This window comes from Evansella sp. AB-P1 (assembly GCF_029688925.1).
Taxonomy (GTDB): Bacteria; Bacillota; Bacilli; order Bacillales; family Salisediminibacteriaceae; genus Evansella.
Window position 1 is genome coordinate 88,351 of the sequence record NZ_JARUKY010000004.1, and the last position, 22,746, is coordinate 111,096.

General features: G+C 34.7%; 21 protein-coding genes and 2 tRNA genes. 2 read left to right on the forward strand and 21 right to left on the reverse strand.

The features are described 5' to 3' along the window. Positions 1 to 152: 152 nt before the first annotated feature. The 16 genes from lonB to QA612_RS05350 all read right to left on the reverse strand — a co-directional run bounded on the left by lonB (position 153) and on the right by QA612_RS05350 (position 15,075). Entirely contained in the window at positions 153 to 1,847 is a 1,695-nt protein-coding gene (gene lonB, locus QA612_RS05275) for an ATP-dependent protease LonB (protein WP_278282728.1), read from the reverse strand. 457 nt (positions 1,848 to 2,304) lie between these two features. Next, positions 2,305 to 3,576 carry an ATP-dependent protease ATP-binding subunit ClpX gene (clpX, locus tag QA612_RS05280; RefSeq protein WP_278282729.1) on the reverse strand — a complete coding sequence of 424 codons (1,272 nt, stop codon included), beginning with the start codon at positions 3,574 to 3,576 and terminating at the stop codon, positions 2,305 to 2,307. Positions 3,577 to 4,087: 511 nt separating this feature from the next. Beyond that, positions 4,088 to 5,386, reverse strand: a complete 1,299-nt coding sequence (gene tig, locus QA612_RS05285; RefSeq protein ID WP_278282730.1) for a trigger factor — start codon at positions 5,384 to 5,386, stop codon at positions 4,088 to 4,090. A 107-nt stretch (positions 5,387 to 5,493) separates the two neighbouring features. After that, positions 5,494 to 6,555 (reverse strand): tetratricopeptide repeat protein, encoded by a 1,062-nt coding sequence (locus QA612_RS05290; RefSeq protein WP_278282731.1) that lies wholly within the window; start codon positions 6,553 to 6,555, stop codon positions 5,494 to 5,496. Positions 6,556 to 6,875: 320 nt separating this feature from the next. Continuing rightward, positions 6,876 to 7,016: a hypothetical protein gene (locus QA612_RS05295; protein WP_278282732.1), complete on the reverse strand. Its 141-nt coding sequence runs from the start codon at positions 7,014 to 7,016 to the stop codon at positions 6,876 to 6,878. 184 nt (positions 7,017 to 7,200) lie between these two features. Beyond that, positions 7,201 to 7,277: transfer RNA gene (locus QA612_RS05300), tRNA-Arg, on the reverse strand. Positions 7,278 to 7,284: 7 nt separating this feature from the next. Beyond that, positions 7,285 to 7,358: transfer RNA gene (locus tag QA612_RS05305), tRNA-Gly, on the reverse strand. Positions 7,359 to 7,418: 60 nt separating this feature from the next. After that, positions 7,419 to 7,934, reverse strand: a complete 516-nt coding sequence (locus QA612_RS05310) for a metallophosphoesterase family protein (protein ID WP_278282733.1) — start codon at positions 7,932 to 7,934, stop codon at positions 7,419 to 7,421. 70 nt (positions 7,935 to 8,004) lie between these two features. Beyond that, entirely contained in the window at positions 8,005 to 8,598 is a 594-nt protein-coding gene (locus QA612_RS05315; RefSeq protein ID WP_278282873.1) for an XTP/dITP diphosphatase, read from the reverse strand. Positions 8,599 to 8,600: 2 nt separating this feature from the next. Then, positions 8,601 to 9,392 (reverse strand): ribonuclease PH, encoded by a 792-nt coding sequence (rph, locus tag QA612_RS05320; RefSeq protein WP_278282734.1) that lies wholly within the window; start codon positions 9,390 to 9,392, stop codon positions 8,601 to 8,603. A 206-nt stretch (positions 9,393 to 9,598) separates the two neighbouring features. Next, on the reverse strand, positions 9,599 to 10,744 hold the full coding sequence (locus QA612_RS05325; protein ID WP_278282735.1) for a GerMN domain-containing protein: 1,146 nt from the start codon (positions 10,742 to 10,744) through the stop codon (positions 9,599 to 9,601). 447 nt (positions 10,745 to 11,191) lie between these two features. Continuing rightward, positions 11,192 to 11,989: a glutamate racemase gene (gene racE / locus QA612_RS05330; RefSeq protein WP_278282736.1), complete on the reverse strand. Its 798-nt coding sequence runs from the start codon at positions 11,987 to 11,989 to the stop codon at positions 11,192 to 11,194. 25 nt (positions 11,990 to 12,014) lie between these two features. Next, the gene (locus tag QA612_RS05335) at positions 12,015 to 12,488 is read right to left on the reverse strand and encodes a MarR family winged helix-turn-helix transcriptional regulator (protein ID WP_278282737.1); all 474 of its coding nucleotides are present in this window, start codon (positions 12,486 to 12,488) and stop codon (positions 12,015 to 12,017) included. 266 nt (positions 12,489 to 12,754) lie between these two features. Beyond that, positions 12,755 to 12,979, reverse strand: a complete 225-nt coding sequence (locus QA612_RS05340; protein ID WP_278282738.1) for a hypothetical protein — start codon at positions 12,977 to 12,979, stop codon at positions 12,755 to 12,757. Positions 12,980 to 13,096: 117 nt separating this feature from the next. Then, positions 13,097 to 14,812, reverse strand: coding sequence for a phosphoenolpyruvate--protein phosphotransferase (gene ptsP / locus QA612_RS05345; RefSeq protein WP_278282739.1), 1,716 nt, complete (start codon positions 14,810 to 14,812; stop codon positions 13,097 to 13,099). Beyond that, the gene (locus QA612_RS05350) at positions 14,812 to 15,075 is read right to left on the reverse strand and encodes a phosphocarrier protein HPr (protein WP_278282740.1); all 264 of its coding nucleotides are present in this window, start codon (positions 15,073 to 15,075) and stop codon (positions 14,812 to 14,814) included. The genes ptsP and QA612_RS05350 overlap by 1 nt, the downstream gene beginning before the upstream one ends. A gap of 270 nt (positions 15,076 to 15,345) precedes the next feature. Between QA612_RS05350 and QA612_RS05355 the strand changes: the two genes are divergently transcribed. Beyond that, on the forward strand, positions 15,346 to 15,579 hold the full coding sequence (locus QA612_RS05355; RefSeq protein WP_278282741.1) for a hypothetical protein: 234 nt from the start codon (positions 15,346 to 15,348) through the stop codon (positions 15,577 to 15,579). A gap of 104 nt (positions 15,580 to 15,683) precedes the next feature. On the opposite strand, the gene QA612_RS05360 is transcribed toward QA612_RS05355, so the two are convergent. The 4 genes from QA612_RS05360 to QA612_RS05375 all read right to left on the reverse strand — a co-directional run bounded on the left by QA612_RS05360 (position 15,684) and on the right by QA612_RS05375 (position 20,242). Beyond that, positions 15,684 to 16,979, reverse strand: coding sequence for a Gfo/Idh/MocA family protein (locus tag QA612_RS05360; protein ID WP_278282742.1), 1,296 nt, complete (start codon positions 16,977 to 16,979; stop codon positions 15,684 to 15,686). A gap of 52 nt (positions 16,980 to 17,031) precedes the next feature. Next, positions 17,032 to 17,877 carry a carbohydrate ABC transporter permease gene (locus tag QA612_RS05365; RefSeq protein WP_278282743.1) on the reverse strand — a complete coding sequence of 282 codons (846 nt, stop codon included), beginning with the start codon at positions 17,875 to 17,877 and terminating at the stop codon, positions 17,032 to 17,034. Positions 17,878 to 17,879: 2 nt separating this feature from the next. Continuing rightward, entirely contained in the window at positions 17,880 to 18,830 is a 951-nt protein-coding gene (locus QA612_RS05370) for a carbohydrate ABC transporter permease (RefSeq protein WP_278282744.1), read from the reverse strand. Positions 18,831 to 18,913: 83 nt separating this feature from the next. Then, positions 18,914 to 20,242 carry an ABC transporter substrate-binding protein gene (locus tag QA612_RS05375; protein ID WP_278282745.1) on the reverse strand — a complete coding sequence of 443 codons (1,329 nt, stop codon included), beginning with the start codon at positions 20,240 to 20,242 and terminating at the stop codon, positions 18,914 to 18,916. A gap of 589 nt (positions 20,243 to 20,831) precedes the next feature. On the opposite strand from QA612_RS05375, the gene iolB reads away from it, so the two are divergent. Beyond that, a complete protein-coding gene (gene iolB, locus QA612_RS05380) occupies positions 20,832 to 21,629 on the forward strand; it encodes a 5-deoxy-glucuronate isomerase (RefSeq protein ID WP_278282746.1) in 798 nt (265 codons plus the stop codon). Positions 21,630 to 21,771: 142 nt separating this feature from the next. Here iolB and QA612_RS05385 read toward each other — a convergent pair whose 3' ends face one another. Continuing rightward, a complete protein-coding gene (locus QA612_RS05385; RefSeq protein ID WP_278282748.1) occupies positions 21,772 to 22,404 on the reverse strand; it encodes a YesL family protein in 633 nt (210 codons plus the stop codon). Positions 22,405 to 22,746 lie beyond the last annotated feature (342 nt).

Consider the following 22,746-nt stretch of genomic DNA (forward strand, 5'->3'; position numbering starts at 1 on the left):
ATAGATTAATTTAAACAACCACATACTCGATAGAACATTTAAAATTAATCCCATATCCTAGTCTTGTTCAATTTTATCTTATTAAATCATCTTTGTCTAACAATGCTGCACCTATAGTTTCCCTAAAGGAAAGGAATAAGAGGTCTATGATTTTAGACCTCAGATTGTCTCAGTGCAAAAGATGCTGCAGCAGGAAGAGAGGCCTTCTCTTCTTCCTCTTCTTTCTCTTCTTTTTTTACCTCTTGAACAAACGACAAGCGGAACACTTCTTCTAACGTTTCAACAGGATGGATCTTTACTCCTTCAAACCCTTGTAATAAAGTTTGAAAGTTATCTTTAGGGATAATTACTTCCTTTGCACCAGCCTGCTTTGCCGCTTCTACTTTAGCTATAACACCACCTATTGGTTTAACATGCCCGTGTATTCCTAACTCTCCTGTCATTGCTACAGAATGAGAGATGGGAATTTTGTGAATTGCAGAGTATATCGCCGTTGCAATTGATATACCTGCAGAGGGTCCATCAACTGGAATTCCACCTGGAAAATTCACATGAATATCATAATCAAACGTATTTTCTCCCATGTTTCTTAATACAGTGAGTACATTTTCCACAGAACCTTTTGCCATACTCTTTCGTTTAACGGTTTTTGATTGGTTACCAGTGCTTTCTTCTTCTGCAATACCGGTAATGTTGATTGTTCCTTTCCCAATATTTTCAATGACTGTTACTTCAATATCTAATATAGCCCCCATATTAGGACCAAAAACTCCTAAACCATTTACAAAACCTATTTTATCTTCTTTATGAATTTTCTTCTCGGGTCGAGGAGCCCGTTGACTAGAATGAATCACCCATTCTATATCCCTCGTTGAAATTTCATCATTTCCGTCAGTTGATGCCATTCCCGCAGCAATTTGAATAATATTTACAGCCTCGCGTCCATTTGATGCATATTTTGATGTTAACTCATAAACTCCTTCATCTACAGAAACACCGATTTTTTCAACGGCTTTTTTGGCTACGACACAGATCTCATCAGGTGTTAGAGGACGAAAATATACCTCCATACACCTTGATCGAATGGCAGGTGGGATCTCCTCTGGTGAACGTGTTGTAGCACTAATTAAGCGAAAATCAGCTGGCATCCCATTTTTAAAAATTTCATGTATATGCTCTGGAATTTGTTGATTTTCCTCACTATAATAAGCACTTTCTAGAAATACCTTTCGATCTTCCAACACTTTTAACAGTTTATTTAATTGAATCGAATGAAGCTCTCCTATTTCATCAATAAACAAAATTCCACCATGAGCTTTAGATACGGCACCCTTTTTTGGTTGTGGAATACCTGCTTGTCCCATGGCACCTGCACCTTGATAAATAGGATCATGAACAGAACCAATAAGAGGATCAGCTATTCCTCTTTCATCAAACCGAGCAGTTGCTCCATCAATCTCAACAAAGACAGATTGTTGATGAAAAGGCGATAGAGGGTTATTCTTTGCTTCTTCTAAAACGAGTCTTGCTGCAGCAGTTTTTCCTACTCCGGGAGGTCCATATATAATAACATGCTGAGGATTAGGACCACAAAGAGCTGCTTGTAAGGAACGAATTCCATCCTTTTGTCCTACAATATCCTTAAATGATTTTGGCCTAATTTTTTCAGAAAGTGGTTCACTTAAACCAATAGATCGCATTTTCTTTAGTTTATCTAATTCCTTCTTTGATTCTTTATCTACAGATACTTTTTGAGTTCGTTGATTTCTCAATAGGTTCCAAAAATAGAGGCCAATAACAATTCCAAAAAAAAGCTGTATGAAAAAGGCCATTCCCGAAAAATTCATGCTTACCCCTCCTTAATTTTCCTTGTGGTGATTAGTATTTCCTGAACAGCTCTGGATAATCTGTCAATTAAGGAGAGGCAATAATTGTCAAGTTTATTACTATAAGAAAAGCGCTTGGCGCCCCAATTACGCCTAAGTACAGCCTACGTCCTCTAGGCAACGGCGTAATATCAACATCCTGTCTCCCACCGAAATGCAAATGTTCTGGCCGTTAAAAAGTGCTTTTTACTTTTTATGCGGACAGGTTATTTGACATGAGGTGATGGCGCCTCAATTTAACCTAAGAACGCCCACGTCCTGTGGGCAAAGGTTAAATCATCGACGTCCTGTCTCCTAGACAACTTTCAAAGTGAAAATTTTATAAATTCTTTCCTTTTAAAAAAAGGTGCCCCAAAAGAAATTCCTTTGGGACACCTTTGATTATAAATTAATGAAACAACCCTTTTACAGGATAACGTTATGCACTTTCCTTAGAATCCTTTTTCTCATTAATTACTTTTCCATCATGGGACTCTAAAATAGGCCTTTTTAGATCTCGAACAGTTTCATCCGTAATGACACATTTAGCGATATCGTCTCGAGATGGTAGCTCATACATAACATCAAGCATCATGCTTTCAATGATAGAACGTAGACCACGAGCTCCTGTTTTACGTTCAATGGCTTGCTTGGCTACTTCCTTTAATGCTTCCTCAGAAAATTCTAATTCCACGTCATCTAGCTCAAGAAGCTTCTGATATTGCTTAACTAAAGCATTTTTTGGTTTCGTCAAAATTTCTACAAGGGCCTCTTCATCTAACGGCTGTAAACTTGAAATAACCGGAAGACGACCGATAAATTCTGGTATTAGACCATATCTTAGTAGATCCTCTGGAAGAATCTTTGCTAGGTATTGACCTTCTCTTAAATCTTCTTGTGAAGCGTCTGACCCAAATCCAATTACCTTTTTCCCTAAACGACGCTTAATAATTTGTTCGATTCCATCAAATGCACCGCCTACAATGAACAAAACATTCGTTGTATCGATTTGAATGAATTCTTGGTGTGGATGCTTACGTCCCCCTTGTGGTGGGACACTTGCAGTGGTTCCTTCAAGAATTTTCAATAGTGCTTGCTGTACCCCTTCACCAGAAACATCTCTAGTAATAGATGGATTTTCTGACTTTCTTGCTACTTTATCAATTTCGTCAATGTAGATGATACCGCGTTCCGCTTTTTCCACATCATAGTCAGCAGCTTGAATTAATTTTAATAGGATATTTTCTACATCTTCCCCTACATAACCTGCTTCAGTCAACGATGTAGCATCTGCAATGGCAAATGGTACATTCAAAATTCTTGCTAATGTTTGAGCTAGCAATGTTTTACCGCTACCAGTTGGTCCAATTAAACAAATATTACTTTTAGCTAACTCTACCTCATCATTTTTCTGTGTTGAATTAACACGTTTGTAATGATTATATACAGCAACGGAAAGAGTTTTCTTAGCTTGATCTTGCCCAATAACATAATCATTAAGGATTTCTCTAATTTCCTGTGGTTTTGGAATATCCTCCATTTCCACTTCTTCTTCACTACCTAACTCTTCCTCCACGATTTCCGTGCAAAGCTCAATACACTCATCACATATATAAACACCAGGACCAGCTACTAGCTTTCTTACTTGATCCTGTGTTTTACCACAAAAGGAGCATTTTAACTGCCCTTTTTCTTCGTTAAATTTAAACATAACGTTCACCCCTTACAGTAAATTAAGAACATAAAAGCACTAATACTTCAATGCGTATTTTTATCCTCACCATACATATTTCTTTTTTTATCTTACTTACATTGTACGTTGCAAAATTAGATTTTAATCACTTCTATTCGTAAAACGAGCTGAATCCTTACAATTGGATTGTACCACAGGATATAAAATTTCTAAAAATAGAAGCCCTTGTAAGATTTACTTTTATATTTCCACAAGGATATCTTATCACCTTATCTCTGTCAAACAGTAAGCATTCATTTGAAGTATTTAATATCCATCCTGTTACTTAATCGTATAAGAATAACGGATATTTTATAACCTAACATTGGTTTGTGATTAAGCCTTTTTTCTTAGATTAAAAATGAAATAATTATGTATGAAAAAAGGGTGTCAGCTTTCCAAATAAAAAATAGGATTTTATCAGTTTTTGTCAAACATAGATCTTATGTATAAGGCAAGGCACGATTATATCATGCCTTGCCTTTAAGGATTATTCAGCTACTTCTTTACTTTCTTCCAATAACAAATCAATAGCTTTTCTTACTTTCATATCATTCTTAAGGGTATCAACCCCACCTTGCATAGCTAAAATCTGTTTGATTTCATCAGCTGAACGTTGATATGTTTCAGCCATTTCATTAATTTCTCCCTCAACATCTTCATCAGCAATTTCAATGTTCTCTGCTTCAGCAATTGCTTCTAATGTTAAGTTAATACGTACTCGCTTTTCAGCATCGTCATGGAACTGGGCTTTCATACCCTCTTCATCTGTTTGTGCAAATTGATAATACATTTCCATTGACATACCTTGTGACTGTAATCGTTGACCAAATTCTTGTAGCATACGATCAGTTTCTGTCGTAACCATCGCTTCAGGAACATCGATTTCTGCATTTTCAGCAGCCTTCTCTACTAAAGACTCACGTTTAACAGCATCCGCTTCTTGATCTTTAGATGTTTGAAGCTTTTCACGAAGATTTGTTTTTAATTCTTCTAATGTCTCAACTTCTTCATTTACATCTTTAGCAAATTCGTCATCAAGCTCTGGAAGCTCCTTACGCTTAATGTCGTGGATTTTCACTTTAAATAGTGCAGGTTTACCTGCAAGCTCTTCAGAGTGATAATCAGCTGGGAATTCTACATTTACTTCAATATCTTCTCCAGCTTTTTTCCCCACTAGTTGATCTTCGAACCCAGGAATAAATTGACCTGATCCAATTTCTAATGAATAATTTTCAGCTTGTCCACCTTCGAAAGCTTCACCGTCAACAAATCCTTCAAAATCCATTACAACAGTATCTCCTGTTGCAACTTCTCCATCTTCTACTACAACAAGGTCAGCTTGACGTTCTTGAAGTTGCTTTAATTCTCCTTCAACATCTTCATCTGTAACTGTTGTGTCAGATGCTTTAACCTCTAAACCTTTATATTCTCCAAGTTTCACTTCAGGTTTAACTGTTACAGTAGCTTTAAAAATTAAATTTTCACCTTTTTCCATTTGATCAACGTCGATGTCAGGTCGATCTACAGGCTCAATACCAGACTCTTCGATGGCTTCAGAGTATGCTTGTGGAAGTAAGATGTCTAATGCATCTTGATATAGAGATTCTACTCCAAATCGTTGTTCAAACATTTTACGTGGTACTTTCCCTTTACGGAATCCAGGTATATTAACCTTCTGAACTACCTTTTTAAACGCTTCATCTAAAGCATTATCCACACGTTCACTATCAACTTCAACAGTAAGAACGCCTGAGTTACCTTCTAATTTTTCCCATTTAACAGTCATGATATACTTTCCCTCCAAAATCAAAAAAATAACCTATTTTTTTCGGTTCAATTTACAACCATTTTATTATAACACAAGACAACTTCATTTCAACGTTTTCTGCTAAGTTATGTATTCTCATTATTATGAATAAATAGATATGATTCTATACCTTTCATATGCTCTACTGCTTTCATTACATCTTGGTGGTGTACTTTATACTTTATAGCTATTTCTTCAACATCTTCATTATGTAGCTCATTATTCATTAGCATTGTCCCTAATATATGTAAAGCGGCAGCCCACAAAGCAATATCGGAAGGTATCGGCTTTTTAGGATATAGGGCGAATAGATAATGCCACCAAACGTGTTGTACCATTTCATATAATGAAGGGCTCTCTTGACCTAGCTCATCCTCCAGTTTTGTAATTACTTGTGAACCAAACTGTTGATGAAAAACATCCTCTAGCTCTTCTAAATTAATATAATGAACCTCATCAAATTTTCTTACTTCCACTTTTCCCTTTACTTTTAGTTCCTTAAGCATTTGTAATATATAGCTCTTTAAAACCGGATCACCATCCCCTTTTAAGAAAGAAAAATATGCACTTTCAATTTCCTTACTATTTATTTGACTAAGCTTTTGCAGTGCTCCCCATTGCTGTTCAGATTCCCCTTGCTCTAATAAATGAATTAAATCATCTTTATTATGTATTTCATCAATATTCTCTTCTTGGTAGCTGTTATCTACCTTTGTATTAATTTGTGGCTTCGTCATTTGTCTAGAAAATTCTAATAGCTGATAAAATGATTCTGCCATCTTTGGGGGTAATTTTTCCTCCGATATAACTGTTTCCAACAACGTTTCTACTTCTTTATAATCCCCAAGTTGTATTAGTAGTGAAACATAAACTTGTAAAATATCATAATACTGGCCTATACCTTCACGTAACATAGACTCACAATGCTTTTTAGCCTCACCTAGACGATTTAATTCAATATTAGTAATGACAAGACCATATCTAGCTTGTGGATGAGTAGGTTCCAATTCTGTGGACTGTTGGAAAAACTTAAGAGCATCATAATATTTCTTTTCTTTTAATGAAGACATCCCTTTCTCAACAAGCCTAGTCACAAGACCTGGAAAAAGAATGACATTGTCTTCATGACTATTTGCTTGCTTCCCCATGTAATAGACCACCTTTTTAAAATTTTGTACGATTTATTTATGTCACTTGTCTCTCTTACATTATAATAGCGTCAAGTCAATATTAAAATGACACATTTCAAATTAAATAAATTTACAACAATAACGATATGTATAACCATTTCCCATTCTTAGTATGAAATATGTTAGGGATTTTTACCTTTTATTAAGTTTACCAATTCAAATGAGGAAAAACAAATAATTAAACATTTTCGTATCTTTTGTGTGGAAAGTGCATCAATTAATATTTGTAAATTAAAGCGCATGGATAGCTCCCATGCGCTTCATTAAAAGTGAATTTTTTATTCAGACGGTCTGTTTGGTCCTTCTAATTTTTTGTCACCATATCCAGGTGCCTTTTCTTCTTGAAATTTACTCTTAGATGCCTGTCCTTTTTGCATGCTTTTGTTTGACGTATTTTTCTCATGATTCATATCAGTCATTTGATTTACCTCCTAAGCTAATTAAAAAATAAGTATTACAATGGAAATTTTTCCGTAACACCACGTTTTTAATATGGCTTATTCATAGCTAAATATTCCTAATGATATGGATGAAATAAAGAAAGAATATAAAAAAACGCCCACTACGATTTATTTTCGTAACAGACGCTTATTAGAATATGTATGGCGTCCCAGGAGAGATTCGAACTCCCGACCGACGGCTTAGAAGGCCGTTGCTCTATCCAGCTGAGCTACTGGGACTATTTAATGGAGCGGGTGATGAGAATCGAACTCACGACATCAGCTTGGAAGGCTGAGGTTTTACCACTAAACTACACCCGCGTTTGAGAACAGTACAATTAACAGCGACAATAATTAATATATACAATTCTCAATAAAAAGTCAACAGTTTATTAAAAATATTTTACTTAAGTTCTTCTCGAGTTGGCCATCCATCGTATAATAGATTACTTCTATTTGATTCTCGACTTTTTTTATAATCGCATATGTACCTATAGTTCCATGCCTGGGGAGACGCATACTTCCTGGATTAACTAAAATAATGTCGTCTTTTTGTATAGCCGTAGGTATATGAGTATGACCAAAACAAACGATATGAGCACCTAGTTCTAGCCCTCTATATAGAAGAATCATTTCATTCATTTTAACATTTTGTAAATGACCGTGGGTGACGAAGAACCTTACTCCATTCACATCTTTTGTCAATTCATTTGGAAAACTTTCATCAAAATCACAGTTTCCACGTACAGTGTTAACTGTTTCAGCTGTTAAAGAATCCTTTTTAAGCTCCGAATCTCCACAATGAAAAATAATATCTACTTCTTGTTCATGACGCTGTACAATCTCCTGCACTTCGTTTGTCCACCCATGGCTATCACTCATAACTAAAGCTCTCATAAACCCCTCACCTTACCCCTTTTCTAACTATTTCTAACTACTACTTTTATAATTGAATGTTTTTTCTAGGTTACATCCATTCATTCCAATTATTTTTTAACTTTTTTAATGCATCGTATCGATGACTTCTTTTATTTTTTTCACTTCTATCTATTTGACTCATGGTTTTTCCAAGCTCAGGTAAATAAAATATCGGGTCATACCCAAATCCTTTATTGCCTTTTTCCACTTCCGTGATTATTCCTTCACATATCCCTCGAACAACCTTGGTTTTAGAGCCTGGAATATAAACTGCTAATGCACAAACAAAGCGGGCCGTTCGTTTATCTGTGGGCACGCTACTCATCTCATTTAATAGCTTATAAATATTTGCCTGATCACTTTTTTCTGTACCAGCATATCGAGCTGAATATATTCCTGGCTTTCCGCCTAATGCATCAACCTCAAGTCCTGAATCATCAGCAATAACTGGCTTATTTATTCTCTTCCCTATTTCTTCTGCTTTTTTTATTGCGTTTTCTTCAAATGTTTTTCCATCCTCGATAATCTCTATTTCCTCTTCTAAATCAAGTAATGATTTTACAGTAATACCTTGATCAATAAAAAAAGCTTCAAACTCCGCTACCTTTCCTTTATTCATAGTTGCAATAAAAATTTCATTTATTTTCATGATACTGGACCTTCGTCATATTGTTTTGTTTCATTTCCCTTTAATGTAGGAGTGGATAATTTATCTGCCCCATCTCCGATCGCTTCTTTTTGAAGAGAAAATAACTCACTAATTCCCTTTTCAGCTAAATCAAGCATAGCATTTAATTCAGACCTAGAAAACGTTGCTTCCTCACCAGTTCCTTGAACTTCTACAAATTTTCCATCTCCAGTCATAATTACATTCATATCCACATGAGCACTTGAATCCTCGATATAATTTAAATCTAAAATAGCTCCTTCTTTTTCAATAATTCCTACAGAAATTGCAGCTAAAAAGCTTTTGACAGGAAATTTCGATATAATTTTTGAATCCATTAGTTTATTAAATGCCAATACCATTGCAACAAATGCACCTGTTACGGAAGCGGTCCGCGTGCCACCATCTGCTTGAATTACATCACAATCAATCCAAACAGTTCTTTCTCCAATAGCATTTAAATCAACTACAGACCGTAATGCTCTACCTATTAGCCTCTGTATCTCCATTGTTCTGCCGGAAACCTTCCCTTTCGAAGACTCTCGTATATTTCGCTGTTCAGTTGCTCTTGGAAGCATAGAATATTCTGCAGTAACCCATCCCTTTCCTTGTCCTCTCATAAATGGGGGCACTCTTTCTTCAACACTTGCCGTACAGATAACTTTCGTATCACCGAAAGAAATTAGAACGGACCCTTCTGGATGTTTTATAAAATTTGTTGAAATTTCTACTCTTCGCATTTCGTCTGTCTTTCTATCATCATGTCTCATGATTTATGTACACTCCTTTTAAAATAATAAAACTTACTGCCCTGAAAATTGTGATAAGTTATCATTCGTTACGGTCCACTTTTTCTTTAACAAAGTCTAATTTTTTTAAGATCAGTATTTCCTAAACAGCAAAAAAAGAGGTTGCATTGGATGCTAACCTCTTTATGATAATTCTTTATAACGGGAATTTCAAATTCTGCTAGCTTTTAGTATTCACCAGTATTAACTGTATTTGGACGATTTACTGGGGTCGATAATGTTTCGCCCGTACTAACTTCAATTGTCTCTTCCGAGTCTACTAACAATGAAACATTTTCTACATTTTCTTGCTCTGTTAATGAAAGCACTAGCATATTTAAAACATCCTCTGAAAGTGCTGTTCCTTCATTTTTATTTAGTAGTTCTTTGCTAAAGTTAACAGTTAAAGTTCCATTAGAGAATCTCGGTTCCTCCACTAATTGTACATTACTATCAAAGTCAGATAAAAGTGCCGTTAACATACTGGGTCCCTTTAATAATTCACCAACTACCGCTTGATACACATCTTCTTGTGCTGGAACACGCCGTGTAACCGGCACGTAATAGGTTCGTCCTTCATTTTCCGATAAAAAATATAGAACAACTGAATTAGTGTTTACAAGATCCGTTTGATCACTCATCTCCAAATTAATTCCATGTGCACGTGTATAACCACTTGCTATTGGTGTCCCATTTTGAGGCATCATTTCTAACTGCTCTCCCTCAACTTTTATCATTAGACGATTTACATCACTTAATTGTGTTACAGTCCATGTTAGAGCTTGTAGCACTTGCAGCTCTTGGTTTGGATGATAATCAGAAAATTCTTCTGAAAAATCAATTGTCACAATACCATCTGAGGATACTTCAGCACCTAAGATTTCTGTACCTGAAGGAAGTACTGCTTGGAAACCACTTGGCAACACCTCCGTTACAGGGCCTCCATTTACTAAGTATTCCACCACTTTTTCTACTTCATTTTCTCCCGTTGGAATAGTTAATGTTTGAGGAGCTACTAAACCATTTCTATCCATTAAATAAAGCTCTCGCATAACAGATTCACTAACAGTTCCACCTTTTTCCTCTACTTCCTCTTGATCAGTAATTCCGTCAGCATCTAAATCCGTAGCAGGATCTCCAATTGTTCCATTTTCATCCTCCATCACCTCTAACGAAACCTCTTCATCTTCTTCCATATATTCTATTTGTTGTGGCGGATCAATATCTTTTAATACATCATCAATATCATTCACTGGATCCGATCCACATGCCGTGAGTGTGATAGCTGTTACAATAGTCAACAGCCACCCTAATTTTCCTTTTAGGCGACGCATACTTATTCCTCCCTTGACAGTTTGTACTAATATATATACGAGCTATAATTTATTTTAGACCAAGAGAATATCAGAACCTTTCAATCATCATTATTTTCTGAGCACTCTTAGGGGCAATAGTTGGTTTTGAAATAAAAAGGATATGTTAAAGGAGGGTGATGTTAATAGTAGAACTTTGATTTTGGGGATGATGGTGCGTGACTAGATGGGGAAGAGCAATAGCTGCGAGCATTAACATGTCGAATAAACTATGAGTTGTCTTGATTGATAAAGTATCATAGTAATACTAGTAGAGGAAAAGACAAAAGCCTATAGAAAAGTTCTTTCCTCGTAAAGTAGCTGATGAATTTGAACAGATAGCAGCAAAAATAATAGCAAATATTATAATTTTATACTTTCTTTTAAAAAAGACTTTCCTAAATCTATGATTATAGGAAAGCCTTTATATTATGTTAAATGAATTTTTTCTACTGTCACTTCATCTAATAAAAGCCATTGCTTAGCAATTTGCTCAAACATCGAATCAGATCCGGTAGCATAAAACAATTGATTAGGTAAGCGATCTCCTGTATATAATAAATCTTTATGATATAAAAGGGCACTTACCTCACGGGCTGTCTCATCACCTGAACAAATAATCTCTACTTTTTCACCTGCAATTTCTTGAATTAACGGAGCTAATAATGGGTAATGTGTACAACCAAGTATTAAACTATCAATCTCGGTAGCTAATATTGGCTTTAGTCCCTCTGTTACTGTTTTACAAGCTACATCTCCAAAGAATATTCCCTTTTCTACTAATGGAACAAAATCTGGACATGCTAAACTTTGGACAGTAACATTGTCATTAATGTTTGTTAATTCTCTATGATATGCACCACTATTGATCGTACCTTCTGTTCCTATTACTCCAATTTGGTCATTCTTTGTTGCCTTAAGGGCAGCTAGAGCCCCTGGATGAATGACACCAACTACAGGTATAGACAATTTTTCCTTTGCTTCCTCTAATACAACTGCAGTTGCAGTATTACATGCAATTACAAGCATTTTTATTTCATGAGTTAGTAAATAGTTAATCATCTCCCAAGTGAATGCTCGAACTTCCTTTTCGGGTCGAGGTCCATAGGGGCATCTGGCAGTATCACCAATATAGATGATTTCTTCTTTTGGTAGTTGTCGAATTAATTCAGATACTACGGTTAGTCCACCCACACCTGAATCTATCACTCCTATTGGTTTATCCACACGCATACTTCCTCTTTTGTTAATATTAAAATGATTTCCACGTTTTAGAATCTCTTTTCATTTCATCATTTAAAAAATGTAAGCTTTTATCTAAAAAATCCACATCTTCTTGTGAAAAATTATCCAAGATCCCTTGTAAATATGCTTGACGCTGTTGAATTACTTCTCGAATAATTATTGCACCTTTTTCCAAAAGGTGAATACGAACAACTCGACGATCGTTTGTATCCTTCACTCTTTCTACTAATTCATTTTTTTCCATTCTATCTACTAAGTCTGTAGTTGTACTACAAGCTAAGTACATTTTGGAGGATAATTCACCAATTGTCATATCACCATATTCGTGAAGCCATTGTAATGCTACAAATTGAGGAGGAGTGATAGGAAATTCATTTAATATTTCTCGTCCTTTTTGTTTAACGATATCTGCAATCATTCTCAATGATTTTTCAATATCTGCTACTTGACTCATTGGTATGGTATGTTTTTGTTCTGTCATTTAATACCCTCCCTTCGATATACGAAATAACTATTTATTTCATTTTCCCTGTTTTAATTTATAATTTCAAGTATTACTTCTCTTTTACACGAGACTCGTGCTGATCCCACTGGAGTCGTCACCCATCACTCCTGAACTAGTTTTATTTTCTAGGTAGCCATCTAAATACGTACTCGTTATTTATTTTAAATGAAAATATGAGTTCTGAACAGAAATAAATAAAAAGTTACACTGATATTTCACTGTTTCTTTTTCTATATTTAATATTAGAAGCTGAAAGAAGCGTAAAAAAAAAGCCCTTCATCCACATGGATTTGTTGAAGGGGTCTTTTCTTATGCTTCTTGATATTTTGGACTACCTTTTCTTTTTTTGTTTTCGTTTTTCTTTCGTGAGTACTAAAATTCATATTCATTCCTCGGGAATTCCTAACATCTCGTCCACCATTTCGAATATCGTGTTCTCTCTTTCTCTTTGCTTTACTATTTGACATTGCAATCCCTCCTTGGTTTCTTCAATTTTTTCAATTACATGAAAACTGTACATCTATATATTATCATTAAAAAAGCTACAACAGTATAAATATAAAGACTGTTGCAGCTTTTTTGAACTATAGAAATTGTTCTTCAACTAATTCCTTTACTTCATCTGATGTATTTAACTGTAACGCTTTAGTTACAAGTTTTTCTGCATCACCCTTCTTTATTGATGCAATTTGACTTCTAGCTGGTAAAATGGAAGTTGCACTCATACTAAATTCATCTAACCCTAAACCTAATAAAAGTGGTATAGCAACAGTGTCTCCTGCCATTTCTCCACACATTCCTGTCCATTTCCCCTCTTTATGTGATGCATCAATAACCATTTTCACAAGGTTTAAAATTGCTGGGTTATAAGGTTGATATAAATATGAGACTCTTTCATTCATTCTATCAGCTGCCATTGTGTATTGAATTAAATCGTTTGTTCCAATACTAAAGAAATCCACTTCTTTTGCAAATTGGCCAGCCATCACTGCTGTTGATGGAATTTCAACCATGATACCAATTTCTATGTCATTTCTAACTTCTACACCACTATTCAATAATGACTGTCGTTCTTCTTCAAGAAACTTCTTTGCTTCACGGAATTCTTCAAGAGTTGCGATCATAGGGAACATTATTTTCAAATTTCCATACGCACTAGCTCTTAATAATGCACGAAGCTGCGTTCGAAACATATCATCTTTTTCTAAGCAGAGACGTATAGCACGAAATCCTAGAAATGGATTCATCTCTTTAGGTAAATCTAAGTATGGAAGTTCTTTGTCACCACCAATATCTAACGTTCGAATGACAACAGGTTTACCCTCCATTTCTTCCACAACTTTTTTATATGCTTCAAACTGTTCCTCTTCTGTAGGCAATTCATCTCTTCCCATATATAAAAATTCTGTTCGATACAACCCAATAGCTTCCGCACCATTATTTTTTACTCCGTCAAGATCGTTAGGAGTACCAATATTAGCAGCTAATTCAACTTGGATTCCATCATTTGTCTTAGTTTTATCATTTACAAGCTTAGCCCATTCCTTTTTTTGTTCATTAAATTGGTTTTGTTTTTGTTTATATTCCGTTAATTCTTCCTCAGTAGGATTCAATATAACAGTACCATCATTTCCATCTACAACTATTATTTCCCCATTTTTAGCATGATCCGTAATTTTTTTCGTTCCAACGACAGCTGGAATTTCCATTGAACGACTCATGATTGCGGAATGTGAGGTACGTCCTCCTATATCTGTAACAAATCCTTGAACAAATTTTTTATCCAGTTGTGCTGTATCTGAAGGCGTTAAATCTTCAGCAATTATAATTACTTCTTCATTAATTTCAGCTATGGAAACAATTGGTTTACCAAGAATGTGTGATAGTACTCGTTTTGATACATCTCGGATATCAGCTGCTCTTTCTTTCATGTATTCATTTTCCATTGATTCAAACATAATTACGAACTGATCCGATACTTCTTTTAATGCATATGCTACATTAATTTTCTCATCAGATACTTTTTTACGAATGGTATCAACCAATTCAGGATCACTTAATACTAGTATATGAGCAGAGAAAATTTCAGCATGTTCGTCGCCTAGCTGATCTTTCGTTTTTTCTTTGATAATCTCTAGTTCCTTTTTTGATTGCTCTAAGGATTGATTAAAAAGTTTAATCTCATCATCTACATCACTTATGTTTTGTTTTTCTACAGTTAAATCTGGATCTTCTAAACGAAATACTTTTCCAATAGCATATCCAGCTGAAGCACCAATTCCAATAAATTTATTTGACATTACTCTGCAAGTCCTTCTTTCATTATTGAATCAATTCCAGATAAGGCATCATCTGCATCAGGACCTTCAGCTTTTATTGTGATTTCTGCTCCTTGTCCCATACCAAGAGACATGACTCCCATAATAGACTTCAAATTAACTGATTTTCCATTGTACTCTAACGTTACGTCTGATTCATACTGTCCTGCTTTATTAACTAATTGTGTTGCAGGGCGTGCATGAATACCAGTTTCTGCAATTATTTTGTAATTTCTTTCAGCCATATAAAACACTCCTCGAATTTTTTAATTAGAATAAATTTGAATAAACACTGTATTGTGTGAAAGTCTTTATCTTTATTATTATTACCCACTTTCAATATACTTCACGCTATGTTTTACACATTTCTTAATCTTTTTTTCAAACGAAAGCATACGTTAAAAAATATCCTGCAAATTACAAAATAGATATTAATTTAGTTTATTTTCCTCATTATATATATAATGAGACTCCTCAAAATGCTATCACATTTTCTTCGTCCGGGAGATTACTCTGTGAAGCATATTCAAAGTCCTGAGGGAAAAGCAATAGATATAAGAAAGCGCAAGGCACCCCAATTCCGCCAAAGTACAGCCCTAGTCCTGTGGACATCCTTAAGTGTCATTAAAGTTTGTTCAGAGCTTATCAAAACTGTTAGAATAGTATTTCCAGTGATGACCAGTACATCTATGCTAAGGGAATGCTCAGATAAATTATTAAAGAATGAAGCTGGAATTATATATATTTGAATTTTATTGTTGAAATAATGGATAGCACATTAAATTTATAGGTCATTTGTATATGAAGAAAAAAAAAGGAACTGTCCTAAGACAATTCCTTTAAAAACTATTTCTTATGCTTCTTGTGTTTCTTTTGAAGCAAGTATATCTTCAATTTTCACTGGCTTCTTTTCTTTAACAGAGCGCCATACAGCTTCACCACAGGCAACTGCATAAGCACCGTCTTCAGCACCAGATAAAATTTCATAAGAACGATTTGGATCTTTCCCTAAGAATAGATCTTCTAGCATAATTGGATCTGCTCCACCATGACCACCTTCTCTATGAACAACATTGATCGTTTGCTTTGATCCAAATAGAGGGAAATAGTCAATCGTTTGCATTGGAGTAGGGAATGGAATTCGTTGTGGCATATGATATTCCACAGATTCAATTCTACCTTTTGTTCCATTAATTGCTAATCTATAACCCTCGTATGGTGTTGAGAAGTTTACAGAATAGCTTAATAGAGCACCTTTATCATATCTAACAGTTGTAGCGTACGTATCTTCTATATTAATCTCTGAATCAAAGATACATTGATCTGGACGATAGCCAGTATACTTACGTTGTAAATCTCCACCTTGACCTACGTGATCATCCTCAACTTTAACAGTAGCACTACGAGAGTTCCATCGAGTATAGTAGTCACAGTCTAGTTGATAGTCACATGTTTCACAAAAACGACCATCTTCTTTTTTAGGATTAAATTCACTGTCTGGTCCAAAGTAGTTTAATTCACCAAATGCAAATGCCTCAACTGGTTTTTGATCTGTCCACCAGTTAACTAAATCAAAGTGATGAGAGCTTTTATGAATGGATAGACCACCAGAATGTTCTCTCACACGATTCCAACGTTGAAAATAGCTTGAACCATGATACGTATCAATATACCAATTTAAGTCAATTGATGTAATTCGTCCAACTTTATCTTCAAGAATCATTTCTTTAATTTTTTGATGAATAGGTGCATAACGGTAGTTAAACGTTACAGTCACCTTTCCTTTACTTTTTGCTTCTGCATCCAATACTCTTTTAGAATCAGCTGCAGTAGTAACCATTGGCTTCTCTACTAATACATCAATGTCTTTTTCTAATGCCTTGATGATGTAAGTTATGTGAGAGTCATCTCTACCAGCAACAATAACAACATCAGGATTAGTTTCAGCGATCATTTGATCAAAATCTTCTTCTTTATATTCAGGAACATTCTCAAGGCTTGGGTATGTAGTTTTACATACCTCAAACCTTTTAGAATCAGAATCTAATAAACCGACAATCTTGGTGCGTGTAGAAAATGTTTCAATCATGGGTTTCATAAATAGATTTAATGCTCTTCTACTTAAACCACAAATTGCGTATTTTTTCATTACAGTAATCCACCCTTTTTCGTTTTATATAATTCTTATCTTTTAATTTCTATTATTTAATACCAGTTGTAGCAATACCTTTTACCAAATATTTTTGACAGAAAAGGAATAGTACAAACTGTGGTAACAAGGATAATGATGACATCGCAATTAATGGTCCCCACGCTGTTAAGTTATCAGGATCCGAGAACCCACGTAAACCTAAGGCAACTGTATATAAGTTAGCATTTTGTAGGTAAATTAATGGAGATAAGAAGTCATCCCAAGTCCACATAAATTGGAAAATCATAACTGTAACTAAGGCTGGCTTAGTTAATGGTAAAATAACATACCAGAATACTCCATACCATGAACAACCATCAATGATCGCAGCTTCATCTAACTCACGCGGTATACCACGGATGAACTGTACCATCAGGAAGATAAAGAATGGTGAACCACCAATAAATGTAGGAACAATTAATGGTAAGAATGTGTTAACCCATCCTAAGTTATGGAATAAAATGTATTGTGGAATTAATGTAACCTGCATAGGTAACATTACTGTTGCTAATAAACAAGCAAATAAAACAGATTGAAATTTAAACTGTAAACGTGCAAAGGCGAATGCAACAACAGTTGAACAGAATAATGCACCAATAACAGCTAGAGTTGTAACGAATAACGAGTTTCTGAAGAATAAATCAAACCCATATCGTCCGAACCCTTCCCAACCGATAGCATAGTTTTCCCAACGAAATTCGGAAGGAATTAAAGATGCTGCATTTAAAAAGATTTCATGCTCAGGCTTAAGTGAACTCGCAAACATCCATAAAATAGGATAAAGCATAACGAAACCTAAACCACCAACAAATGTATGATATATAATTATTTGTCTTAACGTTTTACGTTCATCCATTATTATTTGCCTCCTTCCGACTCATAGTAAACCCACTTCTTAGATGACTTAAACACTAGCCATGTACACGTTCCGATTACGATAAGTAAAATCCATGCTAGTGCAGAAGCGTATCCCATTCGGAAGTTAGTAAATGCTTCTCGGTATAAGTATAAAGCATAGAATAACGTACGGTTAATCGGTCCACCTTCTGTTACTAAGAAAGCTTGCGTAAACGTCATAAATGAGTTAATCATTTGGAAAATTAAGTTAAAGAATAATACTGGTGTAATCAATGGCATTGTAATCTTAAAGAATTTATGAATTTTATTAGCTCCATCAACTGAAGCAGCTTCGTATAATTCTTGTGGTATTTGTCGTAAACCAGCTAAGAATATAACCATTGGTGATCCGAACTGCCATACGATTAAGAATATTAGTACCCAAATGGCAAAATCAGGATGTGAGAACCAGTTATAATTAGCTTCAAATCCAAACCAACCTAAAATTTCATTTAACGCACCATCTCTACCCCAAATTTGTCTCCAAATAACGGCGATGGCAACACTTCCTCCAATAATGGAAGGAACGTAATAAATTAGTGTGTAGAATCCAGAACCTTTATGACCTGTATTCATAATTATTGCTACTGTAAGGGCAAATGCCAATCGTAACGGAGTTGCTACTACAACGAAAAGTAAAGTAACCCTCAATGAGAGCCAAAATAAATTGTCGTTAGTGAAAATACGGATATAGTTATCAAGCCCTACCCAAGATGGAGCTGTTAACATACTGTAGCTTGTAAAAGATAAATATAATGAATAAAGCATTGGTCCTAGTACAAATCCAAAAAAACCAAGTAGCCATGGAGACAAGAAAGATACTGCAATTAAATTGTTTTTTCTTCTTCTCTTTTTTCGATTTGCATCAAAAATGCTCTGTAAATCACTCTGGTTTTTTACCTCATTTTCCATGTTGAACCTCCTTGAGGGAGTAGAAGCCATTATAAAATGGCTTCTACTTTTACTTTTTCAAATTTTTATAACCCTATTAGAACTTATCTTGCGATAATATCTTCAAGACCATCCTTGTATTTTTCAAGTGCTGATTCAGCATCACTCACACCATAAAGCACCTCATACCAAACATCTTCAAAGAATCTATCCATTTCTTGTCCAGTTGGTGGCGGTGGTGGTGGAGCTGCTTCTGCATGCTCAGAAATTAAATCAATGTACTCAAACTGTTGTTGAATTGTTCTTTCAGCAGTGTCGTATAGGTGATCACGAACTTCAGAAGAAATTGGAACACCACGATCACCTTGCATAATATCATTTGCATCAAGATCGTTTGTTAAGAAATCAATAAATTTAGCTACTTCATCAGGGTGTTCAGTGTTAGCATTCATTGCATAGAATAATGATGCTCTTACCCACTGACCTGAAGTTCCATCTTCACCTGATGGTAAAATTGTTAATTCAAACTCACGGTTTGCTGCAGATGTAACAGCTACGATTTGGTTACTGTGAATGATTTGCATTGGTGCATCACCAGTAACGATTTGGTAGTTCTCAATAGAACCAGTTGCTTCTAGTACATCAGCTGGCGGTGTAACACCATCAGCTTCTAATTCATTCCAAGTATTTATCATGTCTAAGAAAAGAGAGTCATCTTCCATACCTGATGCAGTTCCATCTTCATTGTACAACCATTGACCATTTTGTCTTAGGATAACTCCTAAATGTCTGTCATGTTGAACATCGTTACGAAGTCCATATTCAAGACCTAGTGCTTCTTGAACTTGACGTCCCATTTCAAAATACTCTTCCCATGTATATCCTGCCTCTGGATAGTCAACTCCAGCTTCATCAAACATAGCTGGATCATATACTAATGCAAATGCGTTACTACCTGCGTTAAAACCTACAAGCTGATCACCAATGTAACCAGGGTTTAAAGCAGATTGATCAATATTGTCAGTGTTGATTACACCTGAATCAACATACGGTTGTAAATCAGCTAATAAATTACTGTTTGTATATTGTGGTAACCAACGGTCTACCATTTGGAATACGTCTGGTGCATTTCCTGCTGCAGATTGAGTTGCTAATCTTTCAGAGAAATCATCGAAATTTAAGAACTCATAGCTAATTGTAATATTTTGGTTTTGCTCTTCGAATAATTCGATAGCTGCTAACGTTCTATCGTGACGGTCTTGGTTCCCCCACCACATGAAACGAAGCTCTACATCTTCATCTCCACTTGCTTGATCATTATCATTTGTTCCATTGCCTTCACTTGAATCTGCGTCGTTTCCACATGCAGTAAATACTGCTAGTGCCAAAACTGATGCTAATAGCAATGATAGTAACTTAAACTTTTTTGACATTTTTTTGCCCCCTTAAAATTTTACAAACTTTCTACAAAATCTCTTACATTAAAACAAAACTTTTCATGAAATTACCTTTAAATCTATACACCTACTTTCATTTTCTTAACCTGCTGTGAAGGTTGTGTATTCCCGTTGTTGTATGTATAACAACGTTGTAAATTCATGTTATCATTTATTTAAAACGCTTTCAATATTTATTATTAATTTTTTTGTTATGAAGTATGTTTTCTATTTAACAGAAAAATTTTACAGTACGTTCCACCTACGTTAAACCCTTATATATAAAGGGTTTAACATACATTTAAATTTTCATTTTATAAACTTCCTCATCATTTGTTCATTTTTTTGACAAAAAATTATTCTTTTTGACACCTTATAATATTTGGGAGATCATACTTATATATGGAAATTCATGTACTTTTATAGTACTTATTTACTTGAAAAACACTAAATTATCAGATCATTCACAACATTTTATATATATTTCCTTATAAATTTTAATAACCTTTATGGTATTGAATTTAATATTTTAAAACCTTAATATGAAAAGTAGAAGTCATCTATCATAGTAGAAAGGATGGAAGATATGAAAAGATTTTATAAAGCTGATCAAGTAGATGGTTACCAAGAAATCGTACACGAAGATGATAATTTATTGGAGTATTTAGCTCTTGCAAAATTATCTTTAAAAAAGGGCGAATCATTTAATAAAGGGACTGGTAAATATGAAACTGCTCTTGTTATTTTATCAGGTACCGCTACCATTACTGTTGAAGAAAACACTTGGGAAAACTTAGGTGGTAGAAAAAATGTGTTTGACGGTAAAGCAACAGCGGTATATGCTCCATGTCAGTCTCATTTCAACATCACGGCAGAATCGGAACTAGAAGTAGCTATATGTAAATCATTAGCAGAGGAAAAATTTTCCCCTTTTGTTGTAAAGCCGGAAGAACTTGTTGTGAATCATCGAGGTAAAGAGCAGTGGAAAAGAGAGGTTCATGATATTATTGCAGACAATGGAGAGGGGAGAGTACATAGAATTGTTTTAGGTGAGACTTTTAATGATCCTGGAAACTGGTCTGGTTATCCTCCACATAAGCATGATGGAGAGCATTTTCCAGAAGAACCTGATCTAGAAGAAATATATCACTTCCAAGTAAATCCTGAACAAGGATTTGGAGTACAACTTCATTATACGAAAGATTTAAGTATTGACGAAGCTCACATTATTAGACATGGTGACAGTTTTGCCATCGATAAAGGATACCACCCAGTAAATGCTGCAGGTGGATACCAAGTATATTATCTGTGGTTTATGGCCGGTAAAACAGGAAGAAAATTATATCCATATGAAGACCCAGATCATAGATGGTTAAACAATTAGTCTCATACCTTATCTGCTTACTTTCTGTAAATCAACTTCAGTAAATGTGTTTGAAAATGATAAAAGACCAAATCATATGATTTGGTCTTTTATCATTCTAGTTATTAAGTTTGTCCAAACTCTTGAACACTATAAACTCTACTTAAGTCTCTTGATTCGCTACCTGTTGCTGTATTTTATTAAAAATACGATATGAAACTAGCATAATGAGCATACTCATTGGAGCAACACTTAGAAAGATAAATACTGCAACAATGTTAATCGATAATACATACAGAATGACAAAATAGAATGCAATAATTAACGTTTGTAACGGATTTGTTAACCCTATAATAATCGCATATTTAATGTATTGAAGCGTTTTAATATCATAATAAACATAAACTGGAAATATATAAATCATAATAACAACAAAGTTTAACAGTAGAAGTAGCATTAAAATGTGTAGTAATTGAAACACTGCTCCTTCCATTGAAGAAAAGAACTGAATATCTACAAATAAAAGAACCCCAATAGCAATTAATATGACACCTAAATAATTCGATTTAACAAATTCTTTTCGGTAAATACTCCAAAAGGTTCTGGCTAATGGAATCTCTCTCTCACCTTCAACCCATTTTCTACAAATAGTAAACATGGCTACAGATGCTGGTGTGATACCAAAGATTACTCCTCCAAGCAGTGTTAAACCAAACCAAAGTAAATTAACTATAGCTAAACGCATGACCCATTCGCACGCAACGTACAGACCAGAAAATAATCGTGTTACATTCATTTATATTGCCCCCTTGAGTGACTCTCCCCTCGTCATTTGCTGCACCTGAAGAAGTCCTCGAATTTTAAATGTATAAAAAATCAATGATTAGTTAACAACGTTTTCATTTTATATTTTAAGTTACTTACACTTTTTTTTCAACGAAATTAGTAAGAGTTTTATTTCCAATATATGAACAATTGTGGTGAAATGTTGAGTTTTATGCTTTAATCTTAAAATTTCTACCCTGAAAATAGCTCATATCAAAATTAATAGTATTAGCAAATATAGGGCAGGTTAATCATTCGTTCCAATTGGATTAAAATTAATTTTCATCTTCCATGGTGCAAGCCTTCACTTGCT

Bases quoted from the DNA above. Each gene is read 5' to 3' on its own strand.
- lonB (WP_278282728.1), bottom strand. From the start codon at position 1,847: ATGAATTTTTCGGGAATGGCCTTTTTCATACAGCTTTTTTTTGGAATT.
- clpX (WP_278282729.1), bottom strand. From the start codon at position 3,576: ATGTTTAAATTTAACGAAGAAAAAGGGCAGTTAAAATGCTCCTTTTGT.
- tig (WP_278282730.1), bottom strand. From the start codon at position 5,386: ATGACTGTTAAATGGGAAAAATTAGAAGGTAACTCAGGCGTTCTTACT.
- QA612_RS05290 (WP_278282731.1), bottom strand. From the start codon at position 6,555: ATGGGGAAGCAAGCAAATAGTCATGAAGACAATGTCATTCTTTTTCCA.
- QA612_RS05295 (WP_278282732.1), bottom strand. From the start codon at position 7,016: ATGACTGATATGAATCATGAGAAAAATACGTCAAACAAAAGCATGCAA.
- QA612_RS05310 (WP_278282733.1), bottom strand. From the start codon at position 7,934: ATGAGAGCTTTAGTTATGAGTGATAGCCATGGGTGGACAAACGAAGTG.
- rph (WP_278282734.1), bottom strand. From the start codon at position 9,392: ATGAGACATGATGATAGAAAGACAGACGAAATGCGAAGAGTAGAAATT.
- QA612_RS05325 (WP_278282735.1), bottom strand. From the start codon at position 10,744: ATGCGTCGCCTAAAAGGAAAATTAGGGTGGCTGTTGACTATTGTAACA.
- QA612_RS05335 (WP_278282737.1), bottom strand. From the start codon at position 12,488: ATGACAGAACAAAAACATACCATACCAATGAGTCAAGTAGCAGATATT.
- QA612_RS05340 (WP_278282738.1), bottom strand. From the start codon at position 12,979: ATGTCAAATAGTAAAGCAAAGAGAAAGAGAGAACACGATATTCGAAAT.
- ptsP (WP_278282739.1), bottom strand. From the start codon at position 14,812: ATGTCAAATAAATTTATTGGAATTGGTGCTTCAGCTGGATATGCTATT.
- QA612_RS05350 (WP_278282740.1), bottom strand. From the start codon at position 15,075: ATGGCTGAAAGAAATTACAAAATAATTGCAGAAACTGGTATTCATGCA.
- QA612_RS05360 (WP_278282742.1), bottom strand. From the start codon at position 16,979: ATGAAAAAATACGCAATTTGTGGTTTAAGTAGAAGAGCATTAAATCTA.
- QA612_RS05365 (WP_278282743.1), bottom strand. From the start codon at position 17,877: ATGGATGAACGTAAAACGTTAAGACAAATAATTATATATCATACATTT.
- QA612_RS05370 (WP_278282744.1), bottom strand. From the start codon at position 18,830: ATGGAAAATGAGGTAAAAAACCAGAGTGATTTACAGAGCATTTTTGAT.
- QA612_RS05375 (WP_278282745.1), bottom strand. From the start codon at position 20,242: ATGTCAAAAAAGTTTAAGTTACTATCATTGCTATTAGCATCAGTTTTG.
- iolB (WP_278282746.1), top strand. From the start codon at position 20,832: ATGAAAAGATTTTATAAAGCTGATCAAGTAGATGGTTACCAAGAAATC.
- QA612_RS05385 (WP_278282748.1), bottom strand. From the start codon at position 22,404: ATGAATGTAACACGATTATTTTCTGGTCTGTACGTTGCGTGCGAATGG.